Origin of the sequence: Geomicrobium sp. JSM 1781026 (assembly GCF_041949955.1) — a bacterium.
Lineage (GTDB): Bacteria > Bacillota > Bacilli > Bacillales > Marinococcaceae > Geomicrobium_A.
In genome coordinates, this window is the sequence record NZ_JBHFQF010000015.1 from 13,040 (window position 1) to 34,882 (window position 21,843).

The window sequence follows — 21,843 nt, forward strand, 5'->3', positions numbered from 1 at the left end:
ATGAGCTTACAAGTTGGTGATCTTGTTACGCGAATCTCCTATGGTGAAGATGTTTTGTTTCGTGTGACGGCAGTTGATGACAAGGATAATATTGAACTAAAAGGTGAGGAATTAAGGCTCGTAGCCGATGCCCCGCTGGCGGATTTGAAAAAGGTTGACGATGATGAGCGTTCGGAATTTGAGGAAGAAGAGAAGAAAAAAGAAGAGCAATGTTATCGGCTATTCCGACAAGATAATCGATTGATGCGTGAGAAAAATGAATATGAATTGTCATCGGCATATGCGACCCCGAATCCCCAATATTTTGAGATGAGGGGTCGTGTTCTGCATATGGATGGCGACGCTTCGTATTTGCAAAAATGCACGACGATGTACGACCGTCTCGGCATTCCGGTATACGGTGCGCATATGAGGGAGACGGATATGCCGCAACAAGTGGCGTCACTACTTGAGATGGTACAGCCGGATATCCTCGTGATCACGGGGCATGATGCCTATACGAGAACGAGGGGAGATTCGAATGATTTGAAAGCTTATCGTCACTCCAAAGCGTTTTTACAAACGGTACGTGAAGCACGAAAGGCTGTCCCTAATCTCGATGATCTCATCATTTTTGCAGGTGCGTGTCAGTCGTATTTCGAAGGGCTCATCCGCGCAGGAGCGAATTTTGCGAGTTCACCATCACGGGTGAATATTCATGCGCTTGATCCTGTCTATATTGCTTCAAGAGTGAGCATGACACCTTTTTTAAATCGCGTACACTTAAATGAAGTACTTCGCAACACGATTACGGGTGAAGATGGGCTCGGTGGCATCGACACAAAAGGGGTATTAAGAAGAGGCATTCCCTTGAAAGAACAAGAAAATATATAATCCAAAAAACCTGTCATAGATCATTGCTTTGTGCATGAAACGGCAGGTTTTTGCTATTTTCTCAATGATTTTTGAATAATACGAGGAAATTTCGGCAAAATAAGAGGAATCTTACCGTTCGACAAATTAAACAGTTGACATGCAGGGCTTTTCACTGTTAAAATTTAATATTTTGTATCGGTTTGACGTTTCATAAAAATTGTGGTAAAATTATTACTAGTGAGGTGGGGTGACATAATGGGTAAAACGTTAGTGGAAATTAAGCAGTCGCTTGAAGAGAACGTCGGTAAGCGTATCACACTGAAAGCGAACGGCGGACGCCGCAAGATCGTCGAACGCTCAGGCATGTTAGAAGGAACGTACCCCTCAGTTTTTATCGTGAAATTAGATCGCGACAAACACAAAGTTGACCGTGTATCTTACAGTTATACAGACGTCCTGACAGAAACCGTGCAACTAACGGTTTGTGAAGACGAAGAATTACAAGCATAATATTTTTACTTAAGCTGCCATTTCTTACAGAAATGAGCAGCTATATTTTTGTCTTTTTTGCCGATGCTATGTGTGTACGGGATTATTGAAAAGGAGATGGTTCCGTTGAGCCGTCATCGTAGTATCATGTCTTATGCACTCAAAGAAGAAATCGCAAAAGAATTGGGATTTTATGATACCGTCCAACAAGAAGGTTGGGGCGGAATCAAGGCGAGAGATGCTGGAAACATGGTAAAACGAGCTGTTGAAATGGCAGAAGAACAACTCGCTTCAAGGCAGCAGAAATAAACCGTACACGCCCAGTGAAATCAATGATGATTTCACTGGGTTTTTTACGTCACGATGAATCTGATGAGTGACATTTCAAAAATACTTGTGAAAGCCCTTGCAAAGTAAACATATCCACGTTATAGTTGAGCAACTCTAACTTGTATATACAAGTTAAAAAGGAGGTTGAAACATGAGCGTACAAAAGTTAATCGCACCACTTTCAGGTCGTATTCTCCGGTTGGAGGATGTGCCAGACCCGACATTTGCAGAAAAGATGATGGGCGATGGAATTGCAATTGAACCGAATGAAGGAGAAGTCGTTGCACCTGTCGATGGTGAAATTGTGCAAGTATTCCCAACGAAGCACGCGGTTGGATTACGGACAACCGAAGGGTTGGAAATTCTCATACATGTCGGTATCGATTCCGTCCAGATGGATGGAGAAGGTTTTGAGGTTCATGTAAAAGCAGGCGATTCTGTTCGTGCCGGCGATCGTTTACTTACATTTAGTCTTGAGTTATTGCGAACAAAAGCCGCGAGTGCGATCACTCCGATCGTAGTTACAAACAGCGATGCGGTAGACGCAATCGAATGGAACTCTGAAGAACAACAAGCGACAAAAGGAAAAACCGAACTACTTACTGTACATGTGAAACAAAATAAATCTGAAAAGAAGAAAAAGACAAAAGGTGACTATACCGAAGAAGCAAAACGAATTGTTGAAGCGGTAGGCGGAGAGGAGAACATCATCGCCGCCACGCACTGCGTGACTCGTCTTCGATTTGCCTTAAAAGATGACGCTCATGTCGACAGAGATGCACTAGATGAGATGGATGTCGTACAAGGGCAGTTTCTTACAAATGGTCAATATCAAGTCATTATTGGGCAAGGAACGGTAGATAAAGTTTATAAAGCCATCGTTTCTGACACGAATATTGAGGAAGCATCTAAAGATGAAGTGAAACAAGCGAGTGGAAAAAAACAAAACGTTATTCAAAGAGGCGTTCGTGTTCTTGCTGATATTTTTATTCCGATCTTACCGGCCATCGTCACGGCAGGTCTTTTAATGGGGCTAAACAATATCCTCGCCAATCCAGGTATCTTTGGAGAGCAATCGGTCGTGGAAATGTTTCCACAATGGGCTGATTTTGCAGACATTGTTCATCTCATTGCCAACACCGCATTTACGTTCTTACCCGCACTCATAGGTTGGTCTGCCGTCAAACGTTTCGGGGGCAGTGAACTTCTGGGCATAGTTCTTGGACTAATTCTCGTTCATCCGGATCTATTAAATGCGTGGGCGTACGGAGAGGCTCAAGCGGCGGGGGACGTGCCTACATGGACGATATTCGGTCTAGAAATTGAGCAAATTGGATATCAAGGCCAAGTGTTACCAGTACTCTTTGCTTCTTGGATTTTAGCAAAGATTGAAATCTTTTTACGTAAACGTGTGCTTGATTCGCTACAACTGCTCGTCGTTGCACCGATTGCACTGCTAGTCACTGGTTTTCTCACATTTTTATTTATCGGTCCAGTAACGTTCACATTAGGGAACTTACTAACCGATGGATTGGTCACTGTATTTGACCAGCTTGAAATTGTCGGTGGTCTCGTATATGGTGCGGTGTATGCACCACTTGTTATTACGGGGATGCACCATACATTCCTAGCAGTAGACCTTCAACTTATTGGAACGTTAGGCTTTACATTCCTTTGGCCAATTCTCGCACTATCGAACATTGCGCAAGGGTCGGCAGCACTTGCGGTTATGCTTGCGACCAAAGATGAAAAGCTAAAGGGATTAGCAGGAACATCAGGTTTGTCTGCATACCTTGGAATTACAGAGCCGGCGATGTTTGGAGTGAACTTGCGTTTTCGCTATCCGTTTGTAGCGGCCGTAATCGGCTCAGCAATTGCAGCAGCTTGGATTACATCACAAAATGTTGTCGCAAACTCTGTTGGGGTCGGTGGAGTCCCAGGGTTCTTATCGATTACGAGCTCAGGTTGGATCGCTTTCTTCATCGGAATGGCAATCGTTATCGTCGTTCCTTTTACGATTACGTATTTATTAGCAAAACGAAAAGGGTTTGAAGAATAGAAAGTAGGGTTAGGATGAACGCGAATTGGTGGAAAGAAGCGGTCGTTTATCAGATTTATCCGCGGAGCTTCAATGATACGACTGGCAGTGGAACTGGGGATTTAAATGGAGTAACAAAGCGTCTAGACTATCTAAAAGATCTCGGTGTTGATGTTGTTTGGCTGACCCCAGTTTATAAATCACCACAACACGATAACGGTTATGATATTGCAAATTACTACGAAATTGATCCATTGTACGGCACGATGCAAGACTTTGATAAGTTACTCAACGAGACTCATGCACGTGGTATGAAACTGATTATGGATTTGGTCGTTAATCACACCTCAACCGAGCACGAATGGTTCCAAGAAGCGCAGAAATCAAAAGATAATCCATACCGAGATTACTATATATGGCGTGACGAACCGAACAACTGGGAATCTAAATTCGGTGGTTCTGCGTGGGAATGGCATGAAGCGACTGGACAATACTATTTGCATCTATTTGATAAAACCCAAGCAGATTTGAACTGGGATAACCCAAAGCTACGAGAAGAAATCTATCGGATGATCGAGTTTTGGGGCAAAAAAGGTATCGATGGATTTCGCTTGGACGTTGTTAACTTGCTATCGAAAGGCGAAACTTTTGAGGATGATCATGTTGGGGATGGTCGCCGTTTTTACACCGACGGTCCGAGAATTCATGAGTACATCCATGAAATGAGCACTCGTGCATTTTTGCCTTATGGTATGATGACGGTAGGAGAAATGTCTTCCACAACGCTTGAACAAGGAGTTCTTTACACGCGCCCTGACCGTCAGGAATTGGATATGATCTTTCATTTTCACCACCTTAAAGTCGATTATCCCAGCGGTGAAAAATGGACCGAAGCACCGATTAATTTCGAGCAATTAAAAGAGATTTTTACGAAGTGGCAAGAGGGAATGGATTCAGGCGGTGGTTGGAATGCGGTATTTTGGAGTAATCATGACCAACCGCGCGCGGGTTCGAGATTTGGTGACGGCTCCCCTGAAGCGGCTAAAATGTTAGCGACAACCATTCATCTTCTAAATGGGACACCGTATATATATCAAGGTGAAGAGCTCGGCATGACAAGTCCGGCATTTAAAACCATTGAGGAATATCGAGACGTGGAAACACTCAATGCGTATGATCTGCTCAGAGAACAAGGCGTTCCTGAGAAAGAGGTTCTGTCAATTCTCGCGAGTAAATCCCGTGATAACGGAAGAACACCAATGCAATGGAGTGGTGAAAAGCCTCATGCCGGATTTACAAACGGTACGCCATGGATTGGCCTTGCAGACAACTGGGAGACGATCAATGCAGAGAATGCCATCAATGATCCTTCGTCTGTATACTATCATTTCAAGCAGCTCATTCAACTGAGAAAGAAACATCCGATCATCCAATCAGGAAGCGTTCGATTCCTCGATCATCTTCACCATGCACTGTTTGCTTATGAACGAGTGTTAGATGACAAGCGGCTCGTTGTGGTGAATAACTTTTCTAGTGAAGCGGTGGAGGTTCCTTTACAGATACACGAGGTGCTCATCTCTCATCTGCCTATTCAGAGCGTTGATGACCAGAAGTTTGTATTACCTGGTTACGGTGCAATAGCTTTTTTTGCATAGTTGAAGGAGCGAGAAGGTATGGAGAGAAAATATATAAGCGTGTACCAAGAACTAGCGCAAGAGATACGCCAAAACGTATATGAACCAGGTACACTGCTTCCGTCTGAGAATGAGCTGACCGATCAGTTCACAACATCTCGGGAAACGGTTCGAAAAGCACTAAACTTGCTCGTTCATTATGGGCTCATACAGAAGGTTAGAGGCAAAGGGTCGATCGTATTAGATTCACAGCCGTTTGATCTTCCGGTTTCAGGAATTACGAGCTTTAAGGAATTGACTGAAAACATGTCCATACGAGCGGTAACGAACGTCGATCGAATTGAATCGTTACCTTAAGATAACGACATGCACAAGAAAATGGACATCCCCCCGGATACGCCGGTATGGCAAGTCGTTCGAACGAGGGAAATTGCTGGAGAAGTTGTGATTGTAGACCGAGATTGTTTCATTGAGAACGTTGTTCCGAAGCTCAGCCTAGAAGTTTGTGAACAATCCATCTACGAGTATATTGAAAACGAGTTAGGTCTCACCATTGCTTTTGCACATAAGGAGATCGTCGTCGAGTTGCCTACAGCCGAAGACCACCGGTTACTTAGCCTAAACGGTGCACCGAACGTCGTCGTCATTCGTAGCCTCGTTTATTTGGAAGACTCAAGTGTGTTTCAATATACGGAGTCACGGCATCGCCCTGACAAGTTCCGTTTCGTAGACTTTGCTAGAAGAGAAAAGTGAACCTGTACTGCCCTTATGATCTGGAGAAAAGCTTCCGCCTATGATGGAAGCAAGAATCAACAGCGCAAATTATAAAATGTGAAGTTCACACTATCTAGATCGTTCTTCACTGTTTAAGGTACCGAAAGTGATGATTTGTACTCGTTTTCTGGAAGTAATTAGGAGATTGGCGATCTAGATCGCCCCCTAAATGGTCTAGATAACGTTAAAACGATGGATTTTACCAAATACTGGGCGATCTAGATCATTTTCATGATGATCTAGATCGTTTTTTGCGGTTTTCAGCAGCTACGGTGGCGACGGTCGCTCATTTTTGGGAATGATTAGGAGGTTGGTGAACTAGATCACACCCGAAACGATGGTAAGATTGGTAAAGTGGAAACTGTTCTCGAGTTGCGACCGAACTGTTCTCAAGTTAGGAAAAATTGCAGGGAAAGCAGTATATTTTCATAAACTAGGTAACAGAATGAGCAAACTCGGTAACAGATTACAAAGTCACGTGTGCATCCCCGCCCTTAAGTACCAAACCTCAAGAGCTAGCAACTATCGGCACCAGAGGTGCCGAACATAAACCAAACGAGACGTCGGCATGACTCATGCCGACGTCTCGTTAGCCTTTGTGACAAAAAGGGTCGTAGATTCTCTTACGACGAGCGAAGGGAACGGAGGTTTGATGCGATTACAACATCAAGAATTAGTGATTTCTTTAGTACAACGGATATAGAACGTAAAATGCTGAAAATTAGTCGTTATGTTAGAAACGGGTGTGGTTTACGTCCACTACATTCTAAAAGGTATCCAATGAATCGAAGTTGTTGCTCTTATCGCCGTCAGGCTCACTCCGCAAGATGTCTCTGCCGTACCGTTGAAATACATCAACGTGGGCGAGAGTACCGGCTTTTGCCTCTTGGAGTGCCGATGGGTAATCTAGTTCCCTTCCTCTGTTTGTCTTAAAGGCAATCAGGTTGCCGTCCTCATTCTTTCGCACGGCAACGATCTGCTCATGATCCGAACCAATGTCCGGTTCTGTCGTTCGTGCTTCGTTTTTGTAACGCTCATAAGCATCTTCAAAATCTGTCATCTTTTGACCTCCTTTCACCCTAGTGTGTGCTCGTTATTTTGGATTTAACCCCTGTCCTGTACATGCCCTTTATTTTCGACTAGAATAAAGGAAAACCAAGACCATCTTGTGAAAGAAGGAGAATGACGTTGAAATGTTCGTTAAAGGCACCGGCGAAAATCAACCTTTCTTTAGATGTGCTTGCCAAACGCGAAGATGGATTTCATGAAGTAGAAATGATTATGACAGAAGTTGACCTTGCCGATCGGATCGACCTTACGAGCCGGAGAGATCAGCAAATTGTCATTCAGACGCATGCAGGCTATATTCCTGCAGATCGTCGTAACCTCGCGTATCAAGCGGCAAGTCTTTTGAGAGAAAGGTATCGTATTTCAGCAGGTGTAACGATTTATATACAAAAGAATATTCCTGTAGCGGCTGGACTGGCAGGGGGAAGTAGTGATGCGGCAGCGGTGTTACGTGGGCTGAATCAGATGTGGGGATTGAAGCTTTCCAAAGAGCGTCTGGCAGAACTTGGCTCGGAAATCGGCTCGGATATTGCGTTTTGTGTTCATGGTGGCACTGCCAGGGCGACAGGGAGGGGCGAGAAGATTGAGCATTTGCCTGCGCCTCCTGCTTGTTGGGTCGTTCTCGCAAAACCTCCGATCGGTGTTTCGACAGCAGATGTGTACGGCAGAGTCCAGGTGACGAACCCAGATCCTGCGAACACAGGTAGCCGAGCAATTGAACAAGCCATACGTGACGAAGATTATCGCCAGATCTGTACGCACCTTCACAATGATCTCGAACAAGTGACGATGAAACTTTATCCTGAAGTCGGGCAGATTAAAGAACGGATGCTTGAGTCAGGAGCGGATGCGGCGCTAATGAGCGGGAGTGGGCCGACCGTATTTGGCCTCGTTAACAGTGAAGGCAAAGTTCATCGCGTGTACAATGCATTGCGTGGTTTTTGTGATCAAGTGTATGCTGTGCGGCTAATTACGTGAGTAACTTGAGAAAATACGTATAATAATGGTAAAATAATCTTTAATATTCGTGTTTTCGGAGGTTCTGATGAAAAAATTAAAAAGAAGCGGTCGTCTAGTTGATATGACACATTTTTTGTTGCAACATCCGAATCAACTCATTCCTCTTACTTATTTCTCTGAAAGGTATCAGTCTGCAAAGTCTTCAATTAGTGAAGATTTAACGATTGTAAAGAGTATATTTGAGAGCGAAAAGACGGGGTACTTAATTACGGTACCTGGGGCGAGCGGAGGGGTTCGTTATGAACCTGCAGTACCCGCAAAAGAGGCCGAAGAACTCGTTCAGTCTCTATGCCAGAAACTTCAGGATCCAGAGCGGCTTTTGCCTGGCGGTTATTTGTATTTGATGGATATTCTCGGGCGTCCACGATTGATGAATGATATTGGACGTTTATTTGCAGGGCTGTATCGGGAGACACAAGTCGATGCCGTTATGACAGTAGCAACGAAAGGGATACCCCTTGCGTATGCCATTGGCAATCATCTTGATGTGCCTGTCAGCATCGTCCGTAAGGATCATCGGGTCACGGAAGGCTCGCTCGTTAGTATTAACTATGTGTCAGGCTCATCGAAAAGAATTCAAACGATGTCTCTCGGTCGTAGAAGCATCCAAGAAGGGGCAAAGGTCCTCATTGTTGATGATTTCATGAAAGGCGGCGGAACCGCTCAAGGAATGGCAGAGCTTCTTAAAGAGGTTAAAGCAGAACTTGTCGGGACAGCTGTTCTTGTAGAAGCAACGACCGATGAGCGAGTGGTACAAGACTACATTTCATTAATTTGCTTGGAAGAAGTGAATGAACGAACGAAGAAGATTATTGCAAAGCCGGGAAATTTTGCTAAACATTTACGTTAGGGGAGAAGGAAGATGAAAAAAGTTTTTACAAAAGACGCACCTGAAGCGATTGGACCGTATTCTCAAGGGATGATTGTAAACAACCTATTTTACAGTTCAGGCCAAATTCCTCTCACTAAAGAGATGGAAATTGTTGAAGGTGGCATTGAAGAGCAGACGCACCAAGTGATGAGTAACGTGAAAGCGGTCTTAAAAGAAGCCGGTTCTTCACTTGACCAAGTTGTAAAGACGACGGTGTTTATTAAAGACATGAACCAATTCCCACAAATTAACGACGTGTATGGACAATATTTCAGTGACCACCAACCGGCCAGGTCTTGCGTAGAGGTCGCTCGACTACCTAAAGATGTGCTCATAGAAATTGAAGTTATCGCCCTTGTTTCCTAAACGTTATAGCCTCCATATCCTCATGATATGGAGGCTACTTATTGGTGTTAACACTTTCACGCTCGTTATTTATATTATTCTGATAATAAAAAATGCAGGTAATATAGCATCGTCTCCAGCAATTCTATTATAGTTCTGTGTCAACCTATTTTCCTACGTAATGTTGACGAACCGTTAATTACTTCAAATTACCACTCGGTTTGGTTTTCAGTTATTATAAGCCCGATTGTCTCTAATTCATGATCACAACCAATTACGCGATAGGATGTCTCGTTACCTTGAGTATTGGCTTCGATATCTTCACACGTAACTGTAAATGTACCATACGGCTTTGCGTACTCATCATGCCGATCGTTATAAGTGACTTCTAAACCATTGTTTTCATATACGAGGTCAATAAAGATTGGGTCACCCTCGTCTGTGAACTGAGTAACTCTCACTTCGTCACTTTCGCCGAGTTCCATGTTTACTATAAAATCCTCTAATAAGTGGACGTTTTCACCTTCTGGAGCAGCTCCTGGACCACTTACGACCTCGTTATTTTCTATTGCATCTTCTGCAGTATAACTACAGCCTCCGAGAAGTATAATAAGAAAAAAAGAAAGGCCCATCTTGTTATTCATAATATCACCACCGACTTTTTATAGTAACGTTAACATGAAAAAATTAATTTGATGATTATTAACCTGTGTTTCACTAAAGATTAGGCCAAAAACCACACTAGATCCGGTACAATAACTGTCACATTGTACGAGGATTTTTCAAGTAGAACGATTTAGGTGCATTTCCAATTTCTGAAACCGCTAATGCGCTCAAATCGAAGGTGTTACTACCTACTTACCTAAGCAAGACCATTTTCGTTTTGGCACCAGGGTGGCCTCCCTCCCCGCCATGGGGTAAGGAAGCTAATATCGTTCTTATGCCCCAGAGCGCAACCATCCATTTGTTGTAGAAATCAAAACCTACAATGTAGCTCGGTATCGTCTATAGTTTGTCTCTTTTCGGAAATTTCTGGGAACAAATCGTGAATATTTTTTGAAAGTTAGCAGGAATTCAAGTTCCCGATGTTGAAAGGTATTGCCCAGAGTCAAAATAAAAACGCTCACAACTAGAATTTTGTGAAGTAGGAGAAGGTGGTGAAAGGATGGAAGTAACAGACGTAAGACTTCGCAGGGTAAGTACAGCTGGACGCATGAGGGCCATTGCATCGATTACTTTCGACCAGGAATTTGTTGTACACGACATTCGTGTCATTGATGGGAACAATGGATTGTTCGTTGCAATGCCAAGTAAGCGGACCCCTGATGGAGAGTTTAGAGACATCGCCCACCCGATTTCTTCTCGGACACGCGAGAAAATCCAAACTGCGGTACTGGATGAATACGAGCGTCAAGGTGATTTGGAAAATGTAGAATATGAAGAAGCGGGTGCTTCTTAATCAATGAAGACTCTGTACAAGCCGTTGTACAGGGTCTTTTTTCGTGTATGGAGACTGTTCCCATCTGTTGAAAATCATGCGATTATAGGATATATTCATACGAGATACGAGCGCGTTACATGTTAAAGATTTAAATGTGGAGGTCGTTGAATGAGTAATCGATATGCAGTTATTCTCGCTGCGGGTCAAGGCACTCGAATGAAATCGAATTTGCCAAAGGTTTTGCACACGGTGTGTGGAAAATCAATGATTAACCATGTCATTGATCAAGTACAATTGGCAGGTTTTGACCAGACAACCGTTGTAGTTGGCCACAATGGGGAAGATGTGAAACAAGCGGTCGGAAATTCAAGTGAATTTGTATGGCAAAAAGAGCAACTAGGAACAGGTCATGCGGTTAAGCAAGCGGCTCCCCTTCTTGCAGGAAAGGAAGGAACAACGCTTGTCATCAGTGCGGACACGCCGATGATTTCTGCAGCAACGATGCAAGCGCTAAGCGACCATCATGAGCATAGCGGTGCAAAGGTAACAGTGTTAACTGCTCGAGTTGATGATGCAACCGGCCTCGGTCGAATTATTCGTGACTCAGAAACTGGTGATGTACAAAGGATTGTAGAACATAAAGATGCCTCTTTGAAAGAACGGGGCATTTCAGAAATTAATACAGCTACGTATTGTTTTGACAATGAAGCGCTTTTTTCCGCACTCGAAGAAGTGAAAAATAACAACGCACAGTCAGAGTATTACTTGCCTGATGTGTTAGAAATCCTTCGTAATCGTGGTGAGCGGGTCGCAGCTTGGGAAACTTATGACGGTGCAGAAGCGATGGGTGTAAACGACCGTCTTGCGTTGTCGCAAGCAGAGAAAGTTATGCAAAAGCGCATCAATGAAGCGTGGATGAAACAAGGCGTGACGATGATTGATCCTGATCAAACGTACATTGCTGCTGATGTTCAGTTAAGCGCGGACATTCTTTTGGAACCAGGCACTGTAATACGTGGAAACACGGCAATTGGAGAAGGGTGCACGATCGGTCCACACACAGAAATTACAGACAGTCAAATCGGAATGAGTACGAACATTAAACAATCGGTAGTAACGAATAGTCAAATCGGGAACGATGTGAACATTGGACCGTTTGCCCACATTCGCCCAGAAACGGTCGTTCATGATGAAGTGAAGCTTGGAAACTTTGTTGAAGTGAAGAAATCAACGGTCGGTGAACGTTCGAAGGCCAATCACTTAAGCTATATTGGGGATAGCCATATCGGGCAAGATGTGAATGTTGGCTGCGGCGCGATTACCGTCAATTATGATGGAAAGAACAAACACCTCACTACCGTCGAAGACGGTGCGTTTATCGGATGCAACGCAAATTTAGTCGCACCGGTTACAGTTGGCAAAGGCGCATTTGTTGCTGCAGGATCTACGATTACAGAAGATGTGCCAGCGAGTGCTCTCGCGGTTGCAAGAAACCGTCAAACCAATAAAGAATCGTACATGGACAAAAAATAACAATTGTGGAGGACAAATTCTCATGACGACGTATGATGATTCATCGTTAAAGATTTTTACGTTAAATTCCAATCCTGCATTGGCAGAAGAGATCGCAGAGCATATCGGAGTACGCATGGGAAAAAGTTCAGTCAAGCGCTTTAGTGATGGCGAAGTACAAATGAACATTGAAGAGAGTATACGTGGGGATGATGTGTACCTTGTTCAATCGACATCGAACCCTGCGAACGAACATATGATGGAGCTTCTCATTATGATTGATGCATGTAAACGAGCATCAGCGAAAACGATCAATGTCGTCATGCCGTATTACGGCTATGCTAGACAAGATCGCAAAGCGAGATCAAGAGAGCCGATTACGGCAAAGCTCATGGCGAACCTTCTTGAGACAGCCGGTGTAACGAGGTTGTTAACCTTTGATTTGCATGCATCTCAAATCCAAGGATTTTTTGACATCCCGGTTGACCAGCTCCTCGGCTCCCGGATCCTCTCTTCTTATTTTAAAGACAAGAATTTAGATGACCTTGTCATCGTGTCACCAGATCATGGCGGGGTTGTACGTGCACGTCGTATGGCCGACATGATGGATGCCCCAATCGCCATCATTGATAAGCGGCGCCCGCGACCAAATGAAGCAGAAGTGATGAACATTGTCGGAAACATTGACGGCAAAACGGCGATTATTATCGATGACATTATAGATACTGCAGGTACACTGCAAATTGCTGGTGATGCATTGATCAAACAAGGAGCAAAAGAAGTCTATGCTTGCGCGACACACCCGGTATTCTCAGGCCCAGCAATTTCTCGTCTAGAAGATTCACAGATTAAAGAAGTCGTTGTAACGAATACAATCGTTCTCCCAGAAGAAAAGCAAATTCCTAAAATCAAGCAGTTATCCGTCGGATCATTAATGGCAGATGCGATTGTACGCGTTCATGAACAAACGTCAGTAAGTACATTGTTTGACTAAACAGTCATTCATTTGCAACAGTTCGTGAATCGTGCTAGCATATAAGCTTAGAGGGATACAGTTTTAGTACACATGTTTAAGGGAAAATATAAACAGTACTAGGAAAATAAATGACGAGGTGACAATAGAACAATGGTTAAATTACAAGCACATTCTAGAGAAGACTTGCGTCGTTCTGTAACGCGTAAGCTAAGAAAAGACGGCTATGTACCAGCTGTTCTTTACGGAAAGAAAACAGAAAGCACAGCGGTTTCTGTACCAAGCATTGAATTTATGAAAACGCTCCGTGAAGCGGGTCGTAACGGTATTATCGACTTGTTCGTTGACGGAGACGGCAAGAAGCACCAAGTCATGGTTCACGACGTACAAAGCGACATCTTAAAAGGTGACACGACGCATATCGACTTCTTCGAAGTGGACATGAAGTCAGAGCTTGATGCTGACGTAGCCGTTAACCTTGTTGGTGACGCACCAGGCGAAGCTGAAGGCGGCGTTTTATCACACATGATGTTTACAATTTCTGTACGCGCATTGCCAACAGAGATTCCAGAGCAAATTGAAGTCGATATTTCCGGTCTTGGAATCGGTGACTCAATTGCAGTTGCAGACCTCAAGTCTGGTAAGAACTTCGAATTCAATAACGATGACGAAGAAACAGTTGTAGCTGTACTTGCGCCAACGATTGAAGAAGAGCCGGCTGAAGGCGAAGAGACTCAAGAAGAGCCAGAGCTTGTTGACAACGATGAAGATGCTAGTGAAGGTTCTGACGAACAATAGAATTATATGCGGAGCACAAGGCATAGCCTCTTGGTTATGCCTTTTTCGCATCACAAAAAACGAGGAAGGAAGAGTGCAGTGAAACTAATCGCCGGTCTAGGAAACCCCGGACTGAAATATACGAAAACGAGACATAATGTTGGGTTTATGGCAGTAAACGATTTAGCAGCGGCGTGGAATATGAAACTCAAAAAGCATACTGCTTTTCGGGGTGAATATAATGAGATCAATGTGAACGGGGAGAAGGTCGCACTATTAAAACCGCTTACATTCATGAATCGGTCTGGCGAATCGATTAAAGCTGTTATGGATTTCTATAAACTTAGCCCAGAAGACTTGCTCGTCGTTTATGATGACTTAGATTTACCGGGGGGCACGGTTAAATTCCGCAAATCAGGTGGACATGGGGGCCATAACGGCATCCGCTCAATTATTGACCATCTAGGTACGAAAGAATTCAATCGGGCTCGAATGGGCATCAGTCGACCTCCTGAAGGCGTCCAGGTGGTCAATTACGTGCTGTCCAAATTTAGCAAAGAGGAAAAATCGAGCATTGAAGAGGCGAAGCAAATCGTCGTTCAGGCAAGCAAAACATGGTCGGAGAATGATTTTGATCGGGTGATGAACAGCCATAATTGATGTATATCTGTCTCCTTAATCGTTGAAACTAACGATAAAACAGAAGATAAGGAGACAGCGATGATGGTTGTATATTATCGATGCCGACAGTGTTTAAAAGAAATGGGTAAAGTGTCGTCAGAAAAAGCAACGCATTATAACTTAGGGTTTGATGCGCTAACGGAAGAAGAACAAGCGGAAATGATTTCGGCTGACCAAGACGGTCACGTACATGTAGAGTTACTCTGTGAGCATTGTCATCAAATGACGGCAAATAACCCGGATCTGCACGCGCAAACGAACTGGTACCACTAGATCGAAAGCGCGGGCGAATGTAGATTGTATGTTGAATTGTTTGAAAGTTCAAGAGGAGGACCGGCTTCATGAAAGCGATTGAAGAAAAGCTGCGCGTAAACCAACACATCCAAAGCGTCGCAGACGGTTTGGATGAAGGGATGCGCGAACAGCTATTAACAGGCCTGAGCGGTTCAGCGAAAACGTTATTGTTATCCGGTCTTTATGATCAGGGCAGCAAACCACAAATATTAATTACGTACAACTTGTTGCAAGCGCAAAAATGGCAAGAAGACTTAAGTGATCTCGTCGGTGGGGACAACGTATACTTATACCCAGTAAATGAGTTAATCTCTTCGGAAATTGCGATTGCAAGCCCAGAGATGAGAGCGCAACGCATTGAAGTCATGAATGCGTTTTTTGCTGATTTTAAAGGAATTGTCATCGTCCCTATCGCTGGACTGAGAAGACTTCTGCCACCTAAAGATTTATGGCAAAAAAGTCAGTACACACTCACTGTAGGCGAAGATATTGAGGTTGAATCCTTTTTGGCTCACTTACAGGCGATGGGCTACACCCGAGTTGATCTCGTCCAGACACCGGGTGAATTTAGTGTGCGCGGTGGAATTATAGATATTTATTCATTAACCGAAGAGTACCCGCTACGCATTGATTTATTTGATACTGAAATCGACTCGATGAGGTTTTTCAATGCCGAGGACCAACGCTCTCTTGAAGAGATTACGACGGTGCGTATCGGACCTGCGGAAGAGACGATTATGTTTGATGAAGAGTGGGACCGAGGGGCTCAGAAGTTGCACAGCGAGATGCAGCAAACGATGAAAAAAGTGAAGGATGAAGAAACGCGCGATAAATTAGAGCAAAACTTAACGTACGAAATTGACCAGCTTAAGGAACGAATTCGTTTCCAAGGGTTGTATAAGTATGTGTCATATTTCTATGAAACGGGCAGTACGCTCATTGACTACTTGCCTGAAGATGCAACGATTTTCGTTGATGAAATTAGCCGTGTGCAAGAGACGGCTGAACGTTTAGATGGAGAGGAGTCTGGCTGGAAGCTCACGATGTTAGAGCAAGGGGAAGCTCCTCACAACTTGCACCTGTCTACTGACTTCCAAGGGCTGCTTCAAGCGATGCATCAACAAGTCGTGTACTTCTCAATATTTATGCGCAATATCCCAGGTGTGCAACCTCAAAACGTCGTGAATATAAACTGTAAAGCTATGCAGCAATTTCACGGACAAATGCCGGTGTTGCAAAGTGAGATGGACCGTTGGATGAAAGCGGAGTTTACTGTCGTATTTATTGCATCCGATGAGGACCGGGCAAAACGTTTGCAAAGTGTGCTGAGTGATTATGACATTCACGCCTCAGCGGTTTCTAGGGATACGTCACTCCAGCCTGCTCAGGCGTATATTATTGAAGGGGACTTACACAACGGCTTTGAATTGCCATTTGATAAGTTTGCGCTCATTACCGAACGTGAAACATTCACAAAAAAAGTGACCAAATCGCGACGTAGGCAGAAACTTTCAAACGCTGAGAGAATCAAAAGTTATTCAGAACTAAACATCGGCGACCTCGTTGTACATGTAAGCCACGGAATTGGGAAGTACCTAGGGATTGAAACACTCGCTGTAAACAATATGAACCAAGACTACGTGCACATTTCCTATGCAGGTAACGATAAACTTTATGTGCCTGTTGAGCAAATTGATCAAGTTCAAAAATATGTAGGTTCCGAAGACAAAAATCCGAAAATCTATAAACTTGGTGGTCAAGATTGGAAGAAAGTAAAACGTAAAGTCCAATCGTCGGTTGAAGACATTGCCGATGATTTAATCAAACTATACGCTGAACGAGAGAGCTCAAAAGGGTATGCGTTCCAAGAGGATAGTGCGGAGCAGCGTGAGTTTGAAAATGCGTTTCCATACGAAGAGACGGAAGACCAAGTGAAAGCCATCGGTGAGATTAAAGAAGATATGGAACTCGAACGACCGATGGACCGATTGCTATGCGGAGATGTAGGTTACGGAAAAACTGAAGTGGCAATACGTGCAGCGTTTAAAGCAATTATGAGTGGCAAGCAAGTGGCATTATTGGTGCCGACGACAATCCTTGCCCAGCAGCATTTTGACACGTTTACGGAGCGCTTTGCTGACCATCCCATTAATATTGGCTTGTTGAATCGCTTCCGAACGAGAAAACAACAAAATGAAGCGATCCGCTCGCTAAATGCAGGCGGTCTAGATTTGGTCATAGGAACACACCGCATTCTGTCAAAAGACGTTCAGTTTAAAGATTTGGGTCTTCTCATCGTCGATGAAGAACAGCGGTTTGGGGTGACTCATAAAGAGAAGATTAAACAGATGAGGGCAAACATTGATGTGCTTACGTTAACAGCGACACCTATTCCGCGTACGCTGCACATGTCGATGCTCGGGGTGCGAGACTTGTCGTTAATTGAGACGCCACCTGAAAATCGTTTCCCGGTGCAGACGTATGTGTTGGAATACAATGCATCGCTTGTGAAAGAGGCGATCGAGAGAGAAATTAGTCGGGGAGGACAAGTGTACTTCCTCTACAATCGTGTCGACAATATTGAACGAATGGCCGAAGAGATTTCGATGCTCGTGCCGGATGCGGACGTGTCTTATGCCCACGGGCAAATGAATGAACGAGAACTCGAATCGGTCATGATTGATTTCTTGGAAGGGCATAAAGATGTGCTCATTACGACGACGATTATTGAGACGGGTGTCGACATTCCAAATGTAAATACGTTAATCATTGCTAATGCTGACCAAATGGGATTGTCACAACTGTATCAAATTCGAGGACGAGTCGGACGATCCAATCGAGTAGCGTATGCATACTTTACGTACAAGCGCGATAAAGTGCTCACTGAAGTTGCGGAGAAGCGTTTACAAGCGATCAAAGAGTTTACAGAACTTGGTTCAGGTTTTAAGATTGCGATGCGAGATTTGTCCATTCGTGGGGCTGGGAATCTGCTAGGTGCAGAACAGCACGGCTATATTGACTCGGTCGGGTTCGATATGTATTCCCAGATGTTAAAAGAGGCTATTGATGAACGCAAGTACAAAGGCACGAAAGAAGAAGGAAAGCCAAAAGCAGATGATATGCAGCTAGATATTAAAGTGGAAGCGTACCTTCCAGAAACATATATTAAAGATGCAAAACAAAAAATTGAAATGTATAAACGTTTCCGGAGTGTCTATACATTCGATGAATTATCAGACCTTCAAGATGAAATGATTGACCGCTTCGGGGAGTATCCAGATGAGGTTCGCTCTTTATTTTCTGTTGCAACGGTGAAGTTGTATTGCTTGCAAGAAGGTGTTGTTTCTGTGACAGAGACGAATGGGAAGTGTACGATCCTTTTCTCTGAAGAAGCTTCAAATGAGATAGACGGTGCTGAACTGTTCCGAGTTGTCAATGAGATGGGTAGAGACGTTGGGGTAGGGACCGAAGGGAAAAGCATAAAGATCAATATTCAGAAACGGAAGATGAGTTCCCTCGTCTACATTACATTACTTGAGAAGCTCATGGCACGAATTCCAGATATTAAAAAGCGGAACACGCCACAAAACGTTTCGTAACGAGAGTCGGCGGAATTTATTTCCGTCGATTTTTCCTATTATGGCAGGCTTTCTAAAGAAAAAGGGAAATTTATTTCTTTATGGGTGAATAGTTCTTTTTTGGTTACGAATACTAAAAACAGTCATGAGAGCCAAATCATCGCTGTAGTAGAGAAACCATATTGAAAGAGAGGCATTTCCATGAAAGCTACTGGTATTGTTCGTCGCATTGACGACCTTGGTAGGGTTGTAATCCCAAAAGAAATTCGGCGCACGTTGCGCATTCGTGAAGGTGATCCTTTAGAAATATTTGTTGATCGTGACGGTGAAGTCATTCTAAAGAAATACTCACCCATCTCAGAGCTAGGTGATTTTGCAAAGGAGTATGCAGAAGCGTTGTATGATAGCTTGGGGCATCCGATTCTCGTTGCTGATCGAGACTCTTATATTGCTGTATCTGGCGGATCAAAAAAAGATTATGCGAACAAGAGCATTGGGGATATTGTGGAAGATTCGATTAACAATCGCTCGACGAATGCAGCATTTGAGCCTGGGGACTATAATTTAGTGAGTGACCATCGCGATAATATGCAAGGGTATGTTGTTGCGCCAATCATTGCAAGCGGGGATCCTATCGGTGCTGTCGTTATGATTGCAAAAGAAAAGCCGCCCGAGGAAAGTGTTGCACGCATGTTAATTGAAACAGCTGCAGGCTTTCTCGCGCGACAAATGGAACAATGATACCGAACTTATTAATTTTTCAGCTGGTATCCCTTTACAGATTCCGGCTGTTCCTTTATCATTGTAAGTAACATATCGATTCACCCCAAATATCATAACCCAAGGAAGCAGGCCATTGTCATCGTGGTCTGCTTTTATCGTTCTTAGTAGAATGTTTACCCACTGTGAGAATTCTTAAACATACGATCATGAATTAAGTTCTCTAGCGCCTGGTTTTGATCATCCAGTTCTTCAAACTGAGACTCGATGGTTTCTACATGGCCTCTTTGTTCTTCCACGCTGGCAACAACTTCTTCCATTGCGGTGAGAGACTCGTCGCTAGAAGCAGCAACTTCTGATAATTCGTCGGTAATCGTAAGAGAAGATGATGTTAAATGCTTCACAATTGAGTTTAGTTCACTTGCATAGTCTGAGAAGGTGTGGGCATGATTGAGTAGCACCGATATGCTCTCCTCGTTTTCCTCCGTTATTGCAAGACTTAATTGCATCGCTTTTGTACTTTCCCGCACTTCTTCTTGAACCCTTTTTGTTTGCTCCTCAATTTCCGTTAACATGTTGCGAATCTCTTCGGTCGATTGTTTTGAATGATTGGCGAGCTTTTTGATTTCGTCTGCAACGACCCCGAAGCTTTTGCCGTGTTGTTTGGCACGAGCGGCTTCTATAGCAGCATTAAGAGATAAAAGGTCGGTTTGTTCAGCGATTTGATCGACGGTTTCTAAAATGCCGCCAATGTTTCCAGACATATTGGTGAGTCGTTCCATCGATTCGGTTGTTGTATCCATTCGCCCTTGTAACTGTTGAATTTCTGTTTTTAATTTCCCGATCCGCACTCGCTGCGCTTTCGTTTCCTCCAAACTCGCTTGAGACGCTTTATTTGAACGTGCAGCTGCACCACCTAGATGTTGCACTTGTTCGTCTTGTTTTGTCATCATGTCATTCATCGTGTTTACGCTAAGTGATTGTTGCTCTATACCAGCAGACACCTCATTGAAAGCGGTCTCAATTTCTGAAGTGACTTTTCGCGTAGATTGAACATTTGATTTCACCCGCTGGCCAAACGTAGAAATCGCCGCTTGTGTGCGTTGAATTGATTGGAGAAGCTTTTGCATCTGGGCGTTGCTTTCTTTGGCGTGAGCGGCTTCTTTAGCCGTTTCCTGTTGCATCGTTGAAGCAATGTGAGCTTGGAACATTAAGATAATGGTTGTTAAAATGATGTATAAGTTTAACGAGAATAAAATGTCGAACCCAAGCCCTTGAAACATGGAGTCATTAAATGAAATAAAAAAGAAGTTGGTTAAACCAAGATTCAATACTCCAGATATTCCGATTAATGAATAACGATTGTATAATGAGACGACCGCCAAACTAATAAAGATGATGAGCAAATTCGACAGCTTCGGTGACGTTGCTGTTAAAATAAGGCTGAAGATGGAAATGAACACGACGACAAGATATGGAACTGTTCTAGGTATCCACTTTTTGTACGCACTGACGGTAATAATGAGTACGAGTATTGCTCCAGAGGCAGCATAAGCGACAATGCCTTGGACGGGGACACCGCTAATAAAATTGTTTGCGAGGCCTAATAGATATAGAATAATAAGCAGATTAGAAAGCATTCGATTGCGTGAAATGAGTGTCTCTCGATTCATACATATACCCCCGAGGTTAATCGTGTACTAGTACTTATATCGGCGAATTCCCAAATAATTCAAGCGCATAAGGAGGTAAGCCCCATGAGCCCTATAAAAAAGTCATTGCCTTACTACATCCAGCTGTATCATGAGATGAAACGGATGATCTATCAACAAGAGCTACCGCCAGGAGAGCGAGTGAATGAGAGTAAACTTTCGAAAGACCTTGGTGTGAGTCGTTCGCCCATTCGCGAGGCGATGCGCTTATTGGAAAAAGACGGCCTCGTTATTGATGATGAATCTGCGGGGTTTATCGTCTATACGTTTAAAAGCGCAGATGTGAAACATATTTATCAAATTCGGTCAGCGTTGGAATCCCTCGCTGTGCAGTTGCTCATTGAACAGGCGACAACAGCTGAGCGGTTGGAAATTGGCAACTTGCTGGATGACATTGATGATCGGATTCATAAAAACGACACGGACCCGAAGATTATTAATATGAATCAGCAGTTTCATGAAATGATTGCCGCAGGAAGCCAAAATCCATACTTGGTCAAACAACTGCATTCTATTAAAGTGTTGACGTATTATTTTCGGGTTTTGAATTTCGAAGGGGCTGGCAGAGCTCGTCGAATTCAACAGGAACATCGCGCAATTTATGAGAAAATCGAGGGGTCCGACGCGGCAGGTGCTGCTTATGAGATGCAAAAGCACCTCGCCCAAGATCTACAACATTTACGACGTGTGATTAATAAAGACGACAGCGGGGTGTAAGCATCCCACTGTCG

Annotated in this window: 22 protein-coding genes; 19 read left to right on the top strand and 3 right to left on the bottom strand. The window is 43.8% G+C overall.

The window, feature by feature from the left end:
- The 7 genes from yabG (at window position 1) to ACE1TF_RS19025 (ending at window position 6,099) form a co-directional block, all read left to right on the top strand.
- The gene (gene yabG, locus ACE1TF_RS18995; protein WP_375019078.1) at window positions 1–873 is read left to right on the top strand and encodes a sporulation peptidase YabG; all 873 of its coding nucleotides are present in this window, start codon (window positions 1–3) and stop codon (window positions 871–873) included.
- Window positions 874–1,110: 237 nt separating this feature from the next.
- Complete coding sequence (gene veg / locus ACE1TF_RS19000) at window positions 1,111–1,365, top strand: biofilm formation stimulator Veg (protein WP_042402365.1); 255 nt, start codon at window positions 1,111–1,113, stop codon at window positions 1,363–1,365.
- A 105-nt stretch (window positions 1,366–1,470) separates the two neighbouring features.
- Complete coding sequence (locus tag ACE1TF_RS19005; protein WP_042402447.1) at window positions 1,471–1,653, top strand: small, acid-soluble spore protein, alpha/beta type; 183 nt, start codon at window positions 1,471–1,473, stop codon at window positions 1,651–1,653.
- 172 nt (window positions 1,654–1,825) lie between these two features.
- Entirely contained in the window at window positions 1,826–3,733 is a 1,908-nt protein-coding gene (gene treP / locus ACE1TF_RS19010) for a PTS system trehalose-specific EIIBC component (protein WP_375019081.1), read from the top strand.
- A gap of 14 nt (window positions 3,734–3,747) precedes the next feature.
- Window positions 3,748–5,367 (top strand): alpha,alpha-phosphotrehalase, encoded by a 1,620-nt coding sequence (locus ACE1TF_RS19015; protein WP_375019083.1) that lies wholly within the window; start codon window positions 3,748–3,750, stop codon window positions 5,365–5,367.
- Window positions 5,368–5,385: 18 nt separating this feature from the next.
- Window positions 5,386–5,703 (top strand): GntR family transcriptional regulator, encoded by a 318-nt coding sequence (locus tag ACE1TF_RS19020; RefSeq protein WP_375019085.1) that lies wholly within the window; start codon window positions 5,386–5,388, stop codon window positions 5,701–5,703.
- A gap of 9 nt (window positions 5,704–5,712) precedes the next feature.
- Window positions 5,713–6,099: a UTRA domain-containing protein gene (locus ACE1TF_RS19025; protein WP_375019087.1), complete on the top strand. Its 387-nt coding sequence runs from the start codon at window positions 5,713–5,715 to the stop codon at window positions 6,097–6,099.
- Between the two features lie 787 nt (window positions 6,100–6,886).
- Here the strand turns inward: ACE1TF_RS19025 and ACE1TF_RS19030 are convergent.
- Window positions 6,887–7,180 carry a DUF3892 domain-containing protein gene (locus ACE1TF_RS19030; RefSeq protein ID WP_375019089.1) on the bottom strand — a complete coding sequence of 98 codons (294 nt, stop codon included), beginning with the start codon at window positions 7,178–7,180 and terminating at the stop codon, window positions 6,887–6,889.
- A gap of 128 nt (window positions 7,181–7,308) precedes the next feature.
- On the opposite strand from ACE1TF_RS19030, the gene ispE reads away from it, so the two are divergent.
- The 3 genes from ispE (at window position 7,309) to ACE1TF_RS19045 (ending at window position 9,445) form a co-directional block, all read left to right on the top strand.
- Complete coding sequence (gene ispE, locus ACE1TF_RS19035) at window positions 7,309–8,166, top strand: 4-(cytidine 5'-diphospho)-2-C-methyl-D-erythritol kinase (protein WP_375019091.1); 858 nt, start codon at window positions 7,309–7,311, stop codon at window positions 8,164–8,166.
- A gap of 67 nt (window positions 8,167–8,233) precedes the next feature.
- Entirely contained in the window at window positions 8,234–9,058 is an 825-nt protein-coding gene (gene purR / locus ACE1TF_RS19040; protein ID WP_042402372.1) for a pur operon repressor, read from the top strand.
- A 12-nt stretch (window positions 9,059–9,070) separates the two neighbouring features.
- On the top strand, window positions 9,071–9,445 hold the full coding sequence (locus ACE1TF_RS19045) for a RidA family protein (protein WP_375019093.1): 375 nt from the start codon (window positions 9,071–9,073) through the stop codon (window positions 9,443–9,445).
- A gap of 188 nt (window positions 9,446–9,633) precedes the next feature.
- On the opposite strand, the gene ACE1TF_RS19050 is transcribed toward ACE1TF_RS19045, so the two are convergent.
- Window positions 9,634–10,068, bottom strand: coding sequence for a DUF4362 domain-containing protein (locus ACE1TF_RS19050; RefSeq protein ID WP_375019095.1), 435 nt, complete (start codon window positions 10,066–10,068; stop codon window positions 9,634–9,636).
- A gap of 521 nt (window positions 10,069–10,589) precedes the next feature.
- Here ACE1TF_RS19050 and spoVG point away from each other — a divergent pair.
- From spoVG to spoVT, 8 genes are all read left to right on the top strand, one after another.
- On the top strand, window positions 10,590–10,883 hold the full coding sequence (spoVG, locus tag ACE1TF_RS19055) for a septation regulator SpoVG (protein ID WP_375019097.1): 294 nt from the start codon (window positions 10,590–10,592) through the stop codon (window positions 10,881–10,883).
- A 150-nt stretch (window positions 10,884–11,033) separates the two neighbouring features.
- A complete protein-coding gene (gene glmU, locus ACE1TF_RS19060; protein ID WP_375019099.1) occupies window positions 11,034–12,398 on the top strand; it encodes a bifunctional UDP-N-acetylglucosamine diphosphorylase/glucosamine-1-phosphate N-acetyltransferase GlmU in 1,365 nt (454 codons plus the stop codon).
- A gap of 22 nt (window positions 12,399–12,420) precedes the next feature.
- On the top strand, window positions 12,421–13,371 hold the full coding sequence (locus tag ACE1TF_RS19065) for a ribose-phosphate diphosphokinase (RefSeq protein ID WP_042429442.1): 951 nt from the start codon (window positions 12,421–12,423) through the stop codon (window positions 13,369–13,371).
- Between the two features lie 132 nt (window positions 13,372–13,503).
- Complete coding sequence (locus ACE1TF_RS19070; protein ID WP_375019101.1) at window positions 13,504–14,148, top strand: 50S ribosomal protein L25/general stress protein Ctc; 645 nt, start codon at window positions 13,504–13,506, stop codon at window positions 14,146–14,148.
- Window positions 14,149–14,226: 78 nt separating this feature from the next.
- Window positions 14,227–14,787: an aminoacyl-tRNA hydrolase gene (gene pth, locus ACE1TF_RS19075; protein WP_375019103.1), complete on the top strand. Its 561-nt coding sequence runs from the start codon at window positions 14,227–14,229 to the stop codon at window positions 14,785–14,787.
- Window positions 14,788–14,850: 63 nt separating this feature from the next.
- A complete protein-coding gene (locus ACE1TF_RS19080; RefSeq protein ID WP_042402381.1) occupies window positions 14,851–15,081 on the top strand; it encodes an anti-sigma-F factor Fin in 231 nt (76 codons plus the stop codon).
- Between the two features lie 68 nt (window positions 15,082–15,149).
- The gene (gene mfd, locus ACE1TF_RS19085) at window positions 15,150–18,701 is read left to right on the top strand and encodes a transcription-repair coupling factor (RefSeq protein WP_375019105.1); all 3,552 of its coding nucleotides are present in this window, start codon (window positions 15,150–15,152) and stop codon (window positions 18,699–18,701) included.
- 180 nt (window positions 18,702–18,881) lie between these two features.
- Entirely contained in the window at window positions 18,882–19,421 is a 540-nt protein-coding gene (gene spoVT / locus ACE1TF_RS19090; RefSeq protein ID WP_042429449.1) for a stage V sporulation protein T, read from the top strand.
- A 155-nt stretch (window positions 19,422–19,576) separates the two neighbouring features.
- Here spoVT and ACE1TF_RS19095 read toward each other — a convergent pair whose 3' ends face one another.
- Window positions 19,577–21,073, bottom strand: a complete 1,497-nt coding sequence (locus ACE1TF_RS19095; protein WP_375019108.1) for a methyl-accepting chemotaxis protein — start codon at window positions 21,071–21,073, stop codon at window positions 19,577–19,579.
- Window positions 21,074–21,157: 84 nt separating this feature from the next.
- Between ACE1TF_RS19095 and ACE1TF_RS19100 the strand changes: the two genes are divergently transcribed.
- Window positions 21,158–21,829, top strand: coding sequence for a GntR family transcriptional regulator (locus ACE1TF_RS19100; RefSeq protein ID WP_375019110.1), 672 nt, complete (start codon window positions 21,158–21,160; stop codon window positions 21,827–21,829).
- Window positions 21,830–21,843: the final 14 nt, after the last annotated feature.

Coding starts and splice junctions, on each gene's coding strand:
- yabG (WP_375019078.1), top strand. CDS start 1: ATGAGCTTACAAGTTGGTGATCTTGTTACGCGAATCTCCTATGGTGAA.
- veg (WP_042402365.1), top strand. CDS start 1,111: ATGGGTAAAACGTTAGTGGAAATTAAGCAGTCGCTTGAAGAGAACGTC.
- treP (WP_375019081.1), top strand. CDS start 1,826: ATGAGCGTACAAAAGTTAATCGCACCACTTTCAGGTCGTATTCTCCGG.
- ACE1TF_RS19015 (WP_375019083.1), top strand. CDS start 3,748: ATGAACGCGAATTGGTGGAAAGAAGCGGTCGTTTATCAGATTTATCCG.
- ACE1TF_RS19020 (WP_375019085.1), top strand. CDS start 5,386: ATGGAGAGAAAATATATAAGCGTGTACCAAGAACTAGCGCAAGAGATA.
- ACE1TF_RS19025 (WP_375019087.1), top strand. CDS start 5,713: ATGCACAAGAAAATGGACATCCCCCCGGATACGCCGGTATGGCAAGTC.
- ACE1TF_RS19030 (WP_375019089.1), bottom strand. CDS start 7,180: ATGACAGATTTTGAAGATGCTTATGAGCGTTACAAAAACGAAGCACGA.
- purR (WP_042402372.1), top strand. CDS start 8,234: ATGAAAAAATTAAAAAGAAGCGGTCGTCTAGTTGATATGACACATTTT.
- ACE1TF_RS19045 (WP_375019093.1), top strand. CDS start 9,071: ATGAAAAAAGTTTTTACAAAAGACGCACCTGAAGCGATTGGACCGTAT.
- ACE1TF_RS19050 (WP_375019095.1), bottom strand. CDS start 10,068: ATGAATAACAAGATGGGCCTTTCTTTTTTTCTTATTATACTTCTCGGA.
- spoVG (WP_375019097.1), top strand. CDS start 10,590: ATGGAAGTAACAGACGTAAGACTTCGCAGGGTAAGTACAGCTGGACGC.
- glmU (WP_375019099.1), top strand. CDS start 11,034: ATGAGTAATCGATATGCAGTTATTCTCGCTGCGGGTCAAGGCACTCGA.
- ACE1TF_RS19065 (WP_042429442.1), top strand. CDS start 12,421: ATGACGACGTATGATGATTCATCGTTAAAGATTTTTACGTTAAATTCC.
- ACE1TF_RS19070 (WP_375019101.1), top strand. CDS start 13,504: ATGGTTAAATTACAAGCACATTCTAGAGAAGACTTGCGTCGTTCTGTA.
- ACE1TF_RS19080 (WP_042402381.1), top strand. CDS start 14,851: ATGGTTGTATATTATCGATGCCGACAGTGTTTAAAAGAAATGGGTAAA.
- mfd (WP_375019105.1), top strand. CDS start 15,150: ATGAAAGCGATTGAAGAAAAGCTGCGCGTAAACCAACACATCCAAAGC.
- spoVT (WP_042429449.1), top strand. CDS start 18,882: ATGAAAGCTACTGGTATTGTTCGTCGCATTGACGACCTTGGTAGGGTT.
- ACE1TF_RS19095 (WP_375019108.1), bottom strand. CDS start 21,073: ATGAATCGAGAGACACTCATTTCACGCAATCGAATGCTTTCTAATCTG.
- ACE1TF_RS19100 (WP_375019110.1), top strand. CDS start 21,158: ATGAGCCCTATAAAAAAGTCATTGCCTTACTACATCCAGCTGTATCAT.